Raw genomic sequence first — 12,654 nt, forward strand, 5'->3', positions numbered from 1 at the left:
GACAAGGAGATGCTCATGCCCGCAACGCTGTCCTTTTCCCTCAAACAGGCTCGACGCCTGGCGCTGGCCGCCCAAGGGTTCAACGGGCGCCAGCCGCCAGCAACGATAAAAGCGCTTCAGCTCAATCGTCTGATCGAGCGGCTGGGCATTCTGCAGATCGATTCGGTCAATGCGCTGGTGCGTTCGCACTACCTTCCCTTGTTTTCCCGTCTCGGCAACTACTCACACGCCGTGCTTGACCAGGCTGCCTGGAGTTCGGGCCGGCGACGCACGCTGTTCGAGTATTGGGGGCACGAAGCCTCGTTACTGCCATTGTCGATGTACCCGTTGATGCGCTGGCGCATGGCACGCGCCAGTCGAGGCGAGGACATCTATCAGCAACTGGCGCGTTTCGGGCGTGAACAACAGGACGTCATTCGCCGGGTGTTGGCCTCGGTTCAGGAACTGGGTGCGTTGGGTGCCGGCAGTCTTTCGACCCGTCAGGAACGGGCCGGGCCATGGTGGGACTGGAGTGCGGAAAAGCATGCGCTGGAATGGCTGTTTGCCGCCGGTGAAGTGACAGTGGCCGGACGCCGCGGATTCGAGCGGCTGTATGATTTGCCGGAACGGGTGATTCCCTCGGCGATTCTCCAGCAACCATTGCTCCCGGAGGCCGAGGCCCAACGTGGCCTGTTGCTGCATGCCGCGACGGCCTTGGGTGTAGCGACTGAAAAGGACCTGCGTGACTACTTTCGCCTGAGCCCCGGCGATGCGCGTCCGCGTCTCGCGGAACTGGTCGAGGCGGGTAAGTTGGTGACCTGCGACGTGCAGGGTTGGCGGCAACCAGCGTTTTGTCTTCCCGATCCGACAGTGCCGCGCAAGGTTGAAGCGAGTGCGCTGCTGTCACCCTTCGATTCATTGATCTGGGAGCGCAGCCGCACCGAGCGGTTGTTCGATTTCCGCTATCGGCTGGAGATTTACACGCCGCCGGACAAGCGGGTTTATGGCTATTACGTATTGCCGTTTTTGCACAATGAACGGATTGCGGCGCGGGTGGATTTGCGTGCCGAGCGGGTGTTGAGCAGGTTGGCGGTTCATGCGGTTCATGAAGAGGAACCGGGGCTGGATGACGAAGGGATGCTGGCGCTGGCGGGCAATTTGCGGCGGATGGCGGATTGGCTGGGGCTGGAACGGGTGCAGTTGAATTGTCAGCGGGAGAGTGCGGGGCGGTTGCGGGTGGCATTGGCGCAATTCGATGGTGATTGAGCTGACGCATTCGCGTGTAGGAGCTGCCGCAGGCTGCGATCTTTTTGCGGTCCCGAATCAAATCAGAATCAAAAGATCGCAGCCTTCGGCAGCTCCTACATTCACCGTCGCACTTGCTTCAGGGTTTCGGCAATGAGAAATGCCAGTTCCAGCGACTGATCCGCATTCATCCGCGGATCACAATGGGTGTGATACCGGTCCGACAGCCCGTCTTCGGTAATCGGCCGTGCGCCACCGATGCATTCGGTGACATTCTGCCCGGTCATTTCGATGTGGATACCACCGGCATAGGTGCCTTCCGCCTCGTGAACCTGGAAGAACTGCTTCACCTCGCCGAGGATCTGCGCAAAGTCGCGGGTTTTGTAGCCGCTGCTGGCCTTGATGGTGTTGCCGTGCATCGGGTCGCTACTCCAGAGCACTTGCTTGCCTTCGCGCTGCACCGCGCGGATCAACGCCGGCAAATGATCGCCGACCTTGTTCGCGCCCATCCGCGCAATCAGGTTCAAGCGCCCCGGATCGTTGTCCGGGTTGAGCACGTCGATCAGGCGAATCAGGTCTTCGGGATTCATGCTCGGGCCGACCTTGACCCCGATCGGATTGTTCACACCGCGCAGGAATTCGACATGGGCACCGTCGAGCTGACGGGTGCGGTCGCCGATCCACAGCATGTGCGCCGAGCAATCGTAGTAATCGTTGGTCAGGCTATCGCGACGCACGAAGGCTTCTTCGTAGTTCAACAGCAGGGCTTCGTGAGCGGTGAAGAAACTGGTTTCGCGCAGTTGCGGCGAACTGTCCATGCCGCAGGCGCGCATGAAGGCCAGGGTTTCATCGATGCGGTCGGCGAGGTGGCTGTATTTTTCTGCCAGTGCCGAGTTGGCGATGAAGTCCAGGTTCCACTTGTGCACCTGGTGCAGGTCGGCAAATCCACCCTGGGCGAAAGCACGCAGCAGGTTCAGGGTAGCGGTGGACTGGTGATAGGACTGGAGCAGGCGCTCCGGGTCCGGCACGCGACTTTTCTCATCAAAGCCGATGCCGTTGACGATGTCGCCACGGTAGGCCGGCAGGGTCACGCCGTTGATGGTTTCGTCGTTGGCCGAACGCGGTTTGGCAAACTGGCCGGCCATGCGCCCGACCTTGACTACCGGGCAACCGGCGGCGAAGGTCATGACGATGGCCATTTGCAGCAGTACTTTGAAGGTGTCGCGAATTTTCGCGGCGGAGAACTCGGCGAAGCTCTCGGCGCAATCGCCGCCCTGCAACAGAAACGCGCGACCCTGGGTCACTTCGGCAAACTGACGGCGCAACTCCCGGGCTTCACCGGCAAACACCAGCGGCGGGTAGCTCGCCAGGGTTTGCTCGACCTGCAGCAAATGCGCAGCGTCGGGGTAGTGGGGTTGTTGCTGGATCGGCAGGGCGCGCCAGCTGTCAGGGCTCCAGGGTTGGCTCATCACGGTCTCGGTTGTTTTACGCTCGGACGGCCATGTTATCAGCAAATTAGTGCGTGACCTGTTCCCGTCGCTTCGCGGACAATTGCGCCTTTGCCGCTTTATGTTGCGGCGCGGCCGGCAACGATCTGGAGACGAAATGACTGAGGAGCGCGTCGAGCATCTGCTCGCCGAGGTACAGGACGAGTTCGGCGTGATCCGCGTGCTGGAAGTGGCCGATTACCGTTTTCTCGAGTTCGGTGATGCCATCGAACAGAGCTGCGTGTTTACCGCTGATCCCAGCTGGCTCGAGTACGACTACACCCGCGCGATGCTGATCGGTGCGTTGTGCCACGAACAGCCGGAAAGTGCGCTGTTCCTCGGCCTCGGTGCGGGCACGCTGACCCAGGCGTGCCTGAAGTTTTTGCCGCTGGAAGACGTCGAGGCCATCGAGCTGCGTCCCGACGTGCCGCGCCTGGCCATCGAATACCTTGGGCTGGATGATGATCCGCGATTGTATATCCGCGTTGGCGATGCGCTGGAGTTGCTGGACACTGCCGAGCCGGCCGACCTGATTTTCGTCGACCTTTATACCGATGTTGGCCCGGGTGTCGGGCACCTGGCCTGGCGCTTTCTGGAAAACTGTCAGAAACGCCTGAATCCGGGCGGCTGGCTGGTGATCAATCAATGGGCCACCGACGACGGCAAACCGTTGGGCGCGGCGTTGTTGCGCGGGCTGTATCACCGGCATTATTGGGAACTGCCGGTGAAGGAGGGCAACGTGATTCTGATCGTGCCTTCCGAGCTGGATCAGGAGTTGGACATGGAGGGGTTGATTGCGCGTGCCGAAGGGCTGGCACCGCAGTTGGGCTACTCATTGCAGTCGCTGATCAAGGCGATTCGCCCGGCTACCTGATAACACCCGTAGGAGCTGCCGAAGGCTGCGATCTTTCGATCTTGATTTACAGCGCATTTGAAGACGCCAAAAGAGCAAGATCAAAAGATCGCAGCCTTCGGCAGCTCCTACACGGTGATGGGTGTGACAAATGGCTCAGCAGCCTTTGAAAACTCCCGGTCGCTTTTCGATCAGAGACCGCACGCCCTCTTTGGCATCCTCACTCGCCAACAACTTCTTCACCAACGGCGGCAACCCTAGCGCCGCCGCGGTTTCCCCTTCATAGCGCGCCTGTCGCGCCGACATCAACGTGGCCCGAACCCCCAGTGGCGCCTGCCGGGCGATCCGTTCGGCCAGTTCCATCGCTCGCGGCAGCAGGTCTTCGCTGGCCATGACTTCCTGCACCAGGCCCAGATGCAACGCGTCATGCGCATCGAACTCATCCCCGGTCAGCAACCAGCGCATGGCATTGCCCCAGCCGGCTACCTGGTGCAGGCGCAGCGTGGCGCCGCCAAACGGGAAAATCCCGCGCTGCACTTCTTTCTGGGCGAATCGGGTGTTGCTGGCACACAGGTTGATGTCGGCGGCCAGCATCAGCTCGATGCCAATGGTCAGGCAATAGCCCTGCGCGGCGACGATCACCGGTTTACTGACCCTCGGCCCGGCAAACACACCCCATGGGTCACACCCCCCGGGCGGCGCCTGCCAGCCTTCGGCCAGGGCTGCGCTGGCGCTGACCAGATCGAGCCCGGCGGTGAAATGTTCGCCATGAGCGAACACCACCGCCACCCGCGCCTCGCTGTCGGCCTCGAACTCGCCGTAGGCCAGGCTCAGCGCGTTGAGCAGGTCGAGGTCGAAGGCGTTGCGTTTCGCCACCCGATCAAGGCCGATCATTAAAACGTGGCCGTGGCGCTCACGGGTGACGCGACTGCAAGCGGGCTGGTTCATGGCGCAACTCCTCGGGAGGGAAGGGGGGGTGGAAGGGACAGGTCAGCGTGCAGATTTGCGTCACCACGATGAACCGTTTTAGCGCCATCGCCAGCAGGGCCGGGCCTTTGAAAAATAGACCGTTGCACGATTATCCGCAAAGCCTGTGACACAACGGTGTATCCGTCAGTTTTCCGACAAATAATGCTCCCTTTTTGGGCAAATTCCGGTATAGTGCGCGCCGGCCTTTAACCGGGCCGCGTTTAGGTAGCGCAATTCCCCGAAGTCAGCTTCGGCTGCACGTCCGCACAGCGGACTCTCCCTTGACGAATCTTTTTCATTCATTCGTTTTCGCAAATCCCCGCCGACAAAGCTGCCAGGGCGACTCTTGAGTCTTACACGGCATGCGCAGCTTTGGAGCATGGGTCTTTGCGGATGCACTTAGAGGCAGACCCATGACCCAGGAAACCGGCGGATTCGCCGCTTTTAATCTTAATCCGAACATTCTTGCAGCCGTCATCGCGACTGGCTACGAAGAGCCTTCGGCTATTCAGCAGCAATCGATCCCGATCATCATGGCCGGCCAGGACATGATCGGTCAGGCGCAAACCGGTACGGGTAAAACCGCCGCGTTCGCACTGCCAATTCTCCATTGCATCGATCCTGCAAAGCGCGAACCGCAAGCCCTGATCCTGGCGCCAACCCGTGAGTTGGCGCTGCAAGTAGCAACCGCTTTCGAAACCTACGCCAAGCAAATGCCAGGCGTTACCGTTGTGGCCGTTTACGGCGGCGCGCCTATGGGCCCACAACTGAAAGCAATCCGTAACGGCGCACAGATCGTTGTCGCCACCCCGGGCCGTCTGTGTGACCACCTGCGTCGCGACGAAAAAGTCCTGTCGACCGTGAACCACCTGGTTCTCGACGAAGCCGACGAAATGCTCAAACTGGGTTTCATGGACGACCTGGAAGTCATCTTCAAGTCTCTGCCTGCAACCCGTCAGACCGTATTGTTCTCGGCCACCTTGCCGCAGTCGATCCGTGCCATTGCCGAGCGCCATCTGCGCGATCCGCAACACGTGAAGATCCAGACCAAGACCCAGACCGTTACCGCGATCGAACAGGCTCACCTGTTGGTTCACGCTGACCAGAAGACCTCGGCTGTATTGAGCCTGCTGGAAGTCGAAGACTTCGACGCCCTGATCATGTTCGTGCGCACCAAGCAAGCGACCCTGGACCTGGCCAGCGCCCTGGAAGCCAAAGGCTACAAAGCCGCTGCGCTGAACGGTGACATTGCCCAGAACCAGCGTGAGCGCGTCATCGACTCCCTCAAGGATGGCCGCCTGGACATCGTTGTGGCGACCGACGTTGCTGCTCGTGGCCTGGACGTTCCGCGCATCACTCACGTGTTCAACGTTGACATGCCGTACGATCCTGAGTCCTACGTTCACCGTATCGGCCGTACTGGCCGTGCCGGTCGCGAAGGTCGTGCACTGTTGCTGGTGACTCCGCGTGAGCGCCGCATGCTGCAAGTGATCGAGCGTGTAACCGGTCAAAAGGTTGCTGAAGTCCGCCTGCCGGACGCTCAGGCTGTTCTCGATGCCCGCATCAAGAAACTGACCAACAGCCTGTCGCCGCTGGTTGGCGATGCCGAATCGACTCACGGTGATCTGCTCGATCGCCTGACCGCCGACATCGGTTGCACTCCGCGTGCACTCGCCGCTGCTTTGCTGCGCAAGGCCACCAACGCTCAGGCGCTGACCCTGGCTGCCATCGAGAAAGAACGTCCACTGGTGCCGAACAATGCACCGCGTGGCGATCGTCCAGAGCGTACCGGCGACCGTCCGGACCGTGGTGATCGTGAGCGTCGTGCTCCGGTTCCATTGGCCGAAGGCCGTGCTCGTTGCCGTACCGCGCTGGGTGCGCGTGATGGTATCGCTGCGAAAAACCTGCTGGGCGCGATCCTCAACGAAGGTGGTCTGGCGCGTGAAGCCATCGGTCGCATCCAGGTGCGTGACAGCTTCAGCCTCGTCGAGCTGCCGGAAGATGGTCTGGAGCGTCTGCTGACCAAGCTGAAGGACACTCGCGTTGCCGGTAAGCAGTTGAAGCTGCGTCGCTATCGCGAAGATTGATCCGCTCCCGGGCTGATTGATCGAACATAAAAAATCCCCGACTGGTTCGGGGATTTTTTTTGCCTGCGTTTTGTGAGCGCTGCCCATCCCACGACTGCCGCGAACCCTGTGGGAGCGAGCTTGCTCGCGATGGTCGTGAACGATTACGTGCGCTGCCTGAATGAGCGCGGTGGCTGAACGTCCATCGCGAGCAAGCTCGCTCCTACAAGGGGCGGGTTATTCCGTGGCCGGGCCGCCACCCGCTGTGACCACTTGCACGCTCATGCGTGGGGTCGCCAGGTCGAAGCCGGCTTCGTCCAGATGGCGCTTGAGCGACAGGTTGAAGGCGCGGGACACTTCCCACTGCTTGATCGGCGCGGTCTTGAATCGGGCGCGAAGAATCGCGTTGCCCGACTCGAAGCTTTCGACGCCCTGGATCTCCAGCGGCGACCAGATGTTGCGGCGCTGCAGCGGATCGGTGCGCATCTTCTGGCCGACGTCGCGCATCAGTTTGATCGCGTTATCGATGTCCATGTTCGAGGGGATCGCCACGCGGAAGATCGCGTAGCCGAATTCCCGCGAGTAGTTCTTGATGCTTTTGATCTCGCTGAACGGGATGGTGTGAACGATGCCGTCGATGTCCCGCAGGCGCACCGTGCGGATGGTCAGCCCTTCGACAGTGCCGAGGTGACCGCCGACATCCACGTAGTCGTCGATGGCCAGCGAATCTTCGATGATGATGAATAGCCCGGTGATCAGGTCGGCCACCAGCGATTGCGCGCCGAAACCGATGGCCAGACCGATCACGCCGGCACCGGCCAGCAGTGGCGTGACGTTCATGCCCATGTTCGCCAGGGCGACGATCAGCGCGACGATGAAAATCGCCACGAACAACACGTTGCGGATCAGCGGCATCATCGTTTGTGCGCGGGCATTGGCCAGGCCTTTGCGCGAACGGGTGAGGGCGTGGTGCACGGCGGTGTCACTGAGAATCCAGATCAGCCAGGCAAAAATCAGGGTGCCGCCGAGGCTGAACAGTTTGACGCTGACTTCATGTCCTTCGCCTTCGGTAAACGCAATCAGCGACATGCCCCAGACCCGCAGCCCCAGTTCGACGAACGCCAGCCACACCACTAAATGAACGAGGGTGTAGAAGAAGCTTTTCAAGCGGTCTGAATACAGCGCATGACGCTTCACCCCGCGTTGCGGTTTCAGCGAATGACGGCGCACCAGGCCGTTGATGACCATGCACAGCACCAGCAACACGGTGCAGATCAGTGCCTGGCGCAACGCGGTGCTGGTATCGCCGGCGGAGACGAACGTGGCGAAGAGCGAAATGGCCACCAGCACCAGCGCCGGCACGTACCAGAAGGTCCCGAGAATATCGATGGTGTCGCTGAGCGCGCGGCGGGTCAGGCGTCGGGACAGCGGCTGGTTGCGGATCAAGTGGGCGATGGGGCGGCGGAAACGCAGGATGAACAGTCCGGTGGACAGCGCCGCCAGCACGTTGGCCACGGTGGCAGCGGAATGCGCCAGGTGAGTGCCGAGGCTGGTAACCAGTCGCGGGTCGCTCAAGGCTTCGCCGAAAGCGGCGAAACTGCCGATCAGCCACAACGGCCGAAAGGCCTGATGGCGCAGGATGTACAAGGCGCGGTGGCGGTGCGGACCGTCCAGCAGGGAAAAGGCAATCACGCAGATCGCCGAAAAACACGTGCCGACCACCAGCGCATAGGCCAGCACCATTGCCAGGCTTTTGCCCAGTGACGAGGGCAAGGCGTAACTCATGTACACGGTGATCACCAGCGCAATCAGCCATGGACCGAGTTTGCGCAGGGCAAAGCGCAGCATGTCGAGGGCCTTGGGGTGTTGCGGCAGTTCCTCGGTCAGGCCGAAGCGCATCCGCACCCGGTGCCCGAGCCAGATCAACGCGGCGGCCAGCAGGCTCCAGACCATCAGAATCATCGCGAAGGCAAAGATCATCGGCAGCCATTCATTGACCGGTAGTGCCAGCGCTGTCAGTTCGTCCCTGGCCAGATTGAACTCGTCGGACCAGCGCGTGAGCGGACTGTCGGCGCCGGAAAACTGTTTCTCGAACGTCGCCAGGGTGCCGCCAATCAGACCCAGCACGCCTTGTTCGGCGGCGGGTTGGGCTTTCTTGGTGGCGTCGCGCAGTTTCTTCAGGTCTGCGAGCAATTTCGATCGTTGCTGGTCGTTCTCCAGCGACTTGATGACTTCGTCCAGGGACTGCCCCAGAGGTTCTTGCGCTTCGGGCTGGGTTTTTGCGGAGCCGCTGAGCAGGCTCGGCAGACCGGCTGCCTGGGCCGGCGCCAGCGGTAGCAGCGTCATCAGGCAGACGAGGAAAAGAGACGGCAGGGCGAAAAGACGAGCGAACACTAGGCGGTCAACCTTCAAAGGAGCGGATCGACCGAGTGTACGAGCCCGCCAAAATCAATGCGAGCCGGGGCGAGGATTTATTCGTTGAGTTTGGCGAGGATCTTGAAAACCACCGTGGCGAGGATGGTCAGCATGCCGATCCACATGGCGAACACACCGGCATTCTTGTCGCGGAAATTGAAGCCGATGGCCAGCAGGATCATCCCGCTCAGAATCGGGATCAGCATGGCGTGAAACGAAGACATCGTGATCATGGAGCGACTACCTTGTCGAAAGGGATGATGTAAGTCTAGGTGTCTATTGGGCATCGTGGGGATGCAGGTAGGAGCTGCCGAAGGCTGCGATCTTTAAGTCAGAATCAAAAGATCGCAGCCTGCGGCAGCTCCTACAGGGTTACGGGAGTTCCTGGCAGGCGTAGAACGCGCTCAGCACTTTGACCAGGTGCGCCAGGTCGTGGCTGCCGCACAGTTCGCGGATCGAGTGCATGGCGAATGTCGGCAAGCCGATGTCCACGGTGCGTACGCCCAGGTGACTGGCGGTGATCGGGCCGATCGTCGATCCGCAGCCCATGTCGCTGCGCACCACGAAGCTCTGCACCGGCACTTCTTCGGCCATGCACAGATGGCGGAAGAACCCGGCGGTTTCGCTGTTGGTGGCGTAACGCTGGTTACTGTTGACCTTGATCACCGGGCCGGCATTGAGTTTCGGGCCGTGGTTGGCGTCGTGCTTTTCGGCGTAGTTCGGGTGAACGCCGTGGGCATTGTCTGCTGAAACCAGCAGAGATTTCTGAATGGTCCGGACGAATTCGTCACCTTCGGGCAACAGGCGACGCAGCGTCTGCTCCAGCATCGGGCCGTCAGCGCCGCACGCCGAGCAGGAGCCGACTTCTTCGTGGTCATTGGCAACCAGCACGCAGGTTTCGTCGGTTTCAGCCGTGAGCAAGGCTTGCAGGCCGGCGTAGCACGACAGCAGGTTGTCCAGGCGCGCACCGGCGATGAAATCGCCATGCAAACCGATGACCGCCGCGCTTTGGGTGTCGTAGAAACTCAGCTCGTAATCGAGCACCACGTCGGCGTTGAGGCCATGTTCCAGCGCCAGCTGATTGGTCAGCACGGCGCGGAAGTCCACGCGCTCGTCGCCGGCAAATTGCGCGAGGATCGGCGGCAGTTCGGTCTGGGCATTGATGGCCCAGCCCATGTTGGCTTCACGATTGAGGTGGATGGCCAGGTTCGGAATGGTCGCGATGGGCGCCTTGAAGTCGATCAACTGGCTCTCGACCTTGCCGTCGCGGCGGAAGGTCACGCGGCCAGCCAGGGACAGGTCACGGTCGAACCACGGGGCCAGCAGCGCGCCGCCATAGACTTCGACGCCCAGTTGCCAGAAACCCTGGCGTTGCAGTTCGGGCTGGGGTTTGACTCGCAGGCACGGGCTGTCGGTATGCGCACCGACCAGACGAATACCGCCATGCAGCGGCGAGTGACGGCCCATCTTGAAGGCAACGATCGAGGAGTCGTTGCGGGTCACGTAATAACGGCCGTTGGCCTCGGTGGTCCAGGTCTCGCGTTCGTCGAGACGCTGATAGCCCGCCGCTTCCAGGCGCTGAACCAGGCTGGCGGTGGCATGAAACGGGGTAGGGGAGGCCTTGAGAAAATCGATCAGGCCTTGGTTCAACTCTTCGCGCATAAGTAGCTCCAGACAGCAGTGGCGCCAGTTTAACGTATTGGTCCGGGCCTTTGGGTCTCACATTCGCAAGCGGCGTCAGCGGGCCTCGGCCATGCGTTTTTTCAGGTAGGCCATGATGATCTGCTCATCTTCCTGCTTCTGCGGCTTGGGCAGTTGCTTGGGCCAGCTTTTTTGATGAGCGCCCAGCAGCGCTTTCTGACGGTCATGGTCCCAGCGGAGTATTTCCCGTGAGGCCGATTCCCACCATTCGTGTCGGCATGCCGTGTAGTACGGATGATCGGGCGCTGCACTGCCGTAGAGCAAATCGCGACTGACTTTTTTCAACGCGCCCTTTTTATTACGCAGCTTCCATTTGATTTTCAGCCGTTGCCAGGCGGACGGGTACGGTTTGACTCGCGGTACGTCGCGGCACCATTCCACCAGCTCCGGGCTGAACTGCTCGCCGTGCTGGGAGAAGAAAAATGCCTGCATGCCATGGAAGAAGCGTTTTTCGGCGAAGTAGTGATAGACGAATTTTCGCGCTTCGCGCACCGGCTTGTCGCGCATCGCGAACGACAGGGCAATTTGCTCGATCGTATGGACGTCGTAGCTGTCCCGGGTCCATTCGTCGATAAGACGGATCGACGCTTGCAGCAGGGGCGCATCGCTGTCGGTCACGCCGCAGAGTCCGCTGTTGTAGAGCTTGAAGCCGTTGTCCGCCGTGACGCCGTGAGCGCGCAGGCAGTCGCCGAGTTTGCGGTACTCAGGCCGTTCGCAGACGTCCCGCCAGTGATACTCGAGGCGATCCATCAAGTAGTGCCCGGGCTTGATGTGCTTGAAGATCTGGTTCGGGTCGCGGGTAAACAGCGTGTCGGTATCGACGAACAGGGTTTTTTCCGCGAGCTTCAGACCCTCGGCCATGGCACAGGCTTTGCGCCGATGGTGATAGCCGTTTTCGCCCTGCCACAGGGTCAACGTCTGCGGTTGCAGGCGTACGGTTTCAACCGGCCAGCCGGCGTAGTCTTCAGGGCGATCCGTGAGGATTCTGATGCTCGGCAGCTTGCCGTCCTTCGCATGGGACAGCGCCGTCAAAATACTGAACTTGGCTTCGCGCCGGTAAACGTCCTGATTGCCGTAAATCAGGTAAAGCAGCTGATGACGGGTTTTCTTGACGGGTGCTTCAAGGGAATCGGTACAACTCATCCGGATGAAATCCTCATGCAAAAGCGTGCGAATGCGTGCAGGCAACGCTTAAAACGGTGCCGGGCATTCGAAGCGCAGGCGTTCGCCGGTTTGCGGATGGGTGAAGCTGAGCATGCTCGCGTGCAGGCACAGTCGAGGCCAGGCGGGCAGCGCCTGCTCGTGGGCGTAGAGCCCGTCACCCAGCAAGGGGTGGCCGATGGAAAGCATGTGCACGCGCAACTGATGGGAGCGGCCGGTGATCGGAGTCAGTTCCACGCGACACCAGTCGCCGCAACGTTCCAGCACACGCCAGAAGGTCAGGGCGTTTTTGCCGAACTCGTGGTCCACCACGTGACGCGGTTTGGTCGGCGGGTCGTAGCGCAAGGGCAGATCGATGCTGCCGCTGTCCAGCTCCGGCTGGCCCCAGCAGAGTGCGGTGTAGGCCTTTTCGGTTTCGCGGTCGTGAAATTGCCGGGACAGTTCGCGATGAGTGTCCGGGTCACGGGCCAACAGAATGATGCCGGAGGTTTCCCAGTCCAGTCGATGGACGATTCGCGCTTCCGGGTAGCCGTTTTCCTGCAGGCGGGTGATCAGGCAGTCCTTGTTGTCATCGGCCCGGCCGGGGACGGAGAGCAGCAGGGTCGGTTTATTCACCACCAGTACGGCGGCGTCCTGATGGATGATGCGGATGTTGGACAGCGGCATTAAAACAGCCTCGTAACAAACGCCAACGGCGACTCAGGCCTTCCTCGCTCTGTAGGAGCTGCCGCAGGCTGCGATCTTTTGATTTTGAGTTAAAACAAGATCAAAAGATCGC

Annotated in this window: 10 protein-coding genes; 3 read left to right on the forward strand and 7 right to left on the reverse strand. The window is 60.8% G+C overall.

Features of this window, described 5'->3' with window-relative positions:
• Window positions 1–15: 15 nt before the first annotated feature.
• Entirely contained in the window at window positions 16–1,245 is a 1,230-nt protein-coding gene (locus tag F8N62_RS21980; protein ID WP_150712649.1) for a winged helix-turn-helix domain-containing protein, read from the forward strand.
• A gap of 101 nt (window positions 1,246–1,346) precedes the next feature.
• On the opposite strand, the gene F8N62_RS21985 is transcribed toward F8N62_RS21980, so the two are convergent.
• On the reverse strand, window positions 1,347–2,693 hold the full coding sequence (locus F8N62_RS21985) for a class II 3-deoxy-7-phosphoheptulonate synthase (RefSeq protein WP_150712650.1): 1,347 nt from the start codon (window positions 2,691–2,693) through the stop codon (window positions 1,347–1,349).
• Window positions 2,694–2,829: 136 nt separating this feature from the next.
• On the opposite strand from F8N62_RS21985, the gene F8N62_RS21990 reads away from it, so the two are divergent.
• Window positions 2,830–3,585 carry a spermidine synthase gene (locus F8N62_RS21990; protein ID WP_150712651.1) on the forward strand — a complete coding sequence of 252 codons (756 nt, stop codon included), beginning with the start codon at window positions 2,830–2,832 and terminating at the stop codon, window positions 3,583–3,585.
• 135 nt (window positions 3,586–3,720) lie between these two features.
• Here F8N62_RS21990 and F8N62_RS21995 read toward each other — a convergent pair whose 3' ends face one another.
• On the reverse strand, window positions 3,721–4,512 hold the full coding sequence (locus F8N62_RS21995) for a crotonase/enoyl-CoA hydratase family protein (RefSeq protein WP_150712652.1): 792 nt from the start codon (window positions 4,510–4,512) through the stop codon (window positions 3,721–3,723).
• Between the two features lie 434 nt (window positions 4,513–4,946).
• Between F8N62_RS21995 and F8N62_RS22000 the strand changes: the two genes are divergently transcribed.
• Window positions 4,947–6,620 (forward strand): DEAD/DEAH box helicase, encoded by a 1,674-nt coding sequence (locus tag F8N62_RS22000; RefSeq protein ID WP_150712653.1) that lies wholly within the window; start codon window positions 4,947–4,949, stop codon window positions 6,618–6,620.
• A gap of 216 nt (window positions 6,621–6,836) precedes the next feature.
• Here F8N62_RS22000 and F8N62_RS22005 read toward each other — a convergent pair whose 3' ends face one another.
• The 5 genes from F8N62_RS22005 to F8N62_RS22020 all read right to left on the reverse strand — a co-directional run bounded on the left by F8N62_RS22005 (window position 6,837) and on the right by F8N62_RS22020 (window position 12,542).
• Window positions 6,837–8,993: a mechanosensitive ion channel family protein gene (locus tag F8N62_RS22005; protein ID WP_150712654.1), complete on the reverse strand. Its 2,157-nt coding sequence runs from the start codon at window positions 8,991–8,993 to the stop codon at window positions 6,837–6,839.
• A 77-nt stretch (window positions 8,994–9,070) separates the two neighbouring features.
• Window positions 9,071–9,247, reverse strand: coding sequence for a hypothetical protein (locus tag F8N62_RS31545; RefSeq protein ID WP_191632415.1), 177 nt, complete (start codon window positions 9,245–9,247; stop codon window positions 9,071–9,073).
• Window positions 9,248–9,386: 139 nt separating this feature from the next.
• On the reverse strand, window positions 9,387–10,676 hold the full coding sequence (locus tag F8N62_RS22010) for a M18 family aminopeptidase (protein WP_150712655.1): 1,290 nt from the start codon (window positions 10,674–10,676) through the stop codon (window positions 9,387–9,389).
• Between the two features lie 75 nt (window positions 10,677–10,751).
• Window positions 10,752–11,858 carry a hypothetical protein gene (locus F8N62_RS22015; protein WP_150712656.1) on the reverse strand — a complete coding sequence of 369 codons (1,107 nt, stop codon included), beginning with the start codon at window positions 11,856–11,858 and terminating at the stop codon, window positions 10,752–10,754.
• Between the two features lie 48 nt (window positions 11,859–11,906).
• Window positions 11,907–12,542: an RluA family pseudouridine synthase gene (locus F8N62_RS22020; protein WP_150712657.1), complete on the reverse strand. Its 636-nt coding sequence runs from the start codon at window positions 12,540–12,542 to the stop codon at window positions 11,907–11,909.
• Window positions 12,543–12,654: the final 112 nt, after the last annotated feature.

The sequence above is a fragment of the Pseudomonas fluorescens genome (assembly GCF_902497785.1).
Lineage (GTDB): Bacteria > Pseudomonadota > Gammaproteobacteria > Pseudomonadales > Pseudomonadaceae > Aquipseudomonas > Aquipseudomonas fluorescens_BO.

Excerpts from the sequence above, each read along its gene's own strand:
- F8N62_RS21980 (WP_150712649.1), top strand. The coding sequence starts at position 16 with ATGCCCGCAACGCTGTCCTTTTCCCTCAAACAGGCTCGACGCCTGGCG.
- F8N62_RS22010 (WP_150712655.1), bottom strand. The coding sequence starts at position 10,676 with ATGCGCGAAGAGTTGAACCAAGGCCTGATCGATTTTCTCAAGGCCTCC.
- F8N62_RS22000 (WP_150712653.1), top strand. The coding sequence starts at position 4,947 with ATGACCCAGGAAACCGGCGGATTCGCCGCTTTTAATCTTAATCCGAAC.
- F8N62_RS21985 (WP_150712650.1), bottom strand. The coding sequence starts at position 2,693 with ATGAGCCAACCCTGGAGCCCTGACAGCTGGCGCGCCCTGCCGATCCAG.
- F8N62_RS21990 (WP_150712651.1), top strand. The coding sequence starts at position 2,830 with ATGACTGAGGAGCGCGTCGAGCATCTGCTCGCCGAGGTACAGGACGAG.
- F8N62_RS22015 (WP_150712656.1), bottom strand. The coding sequence starts at position 11,858 with ATGAGTTGTACCGATTCCCTTGAAGCACCCGTCAAGAAAACCCGTCAT.
- F8N62_RS31545 (WP_191632415.1), bottom strand. The coding sequence starts at position 9,247 with ATGATCACGATGTCTTCGTTTCACGCCATGCTGATCCCGATTCTGAGC.
- F8N62_RS21995 (WP_150712652.1), bottom strand. The coding sequence starts at position 4,512 with ATGAACCAGCCCGCTTGCAGTCGCGTCACCCGTGAGCGCCACGGCCAC.
- F8N62_RS22020 (WP_150712657.1), bottom strand. The coding sequence starts at position 12,542 with ATGCCGCTGTCCAACATCCGCATCATCCATCAGGACGCCGCCGTACTG.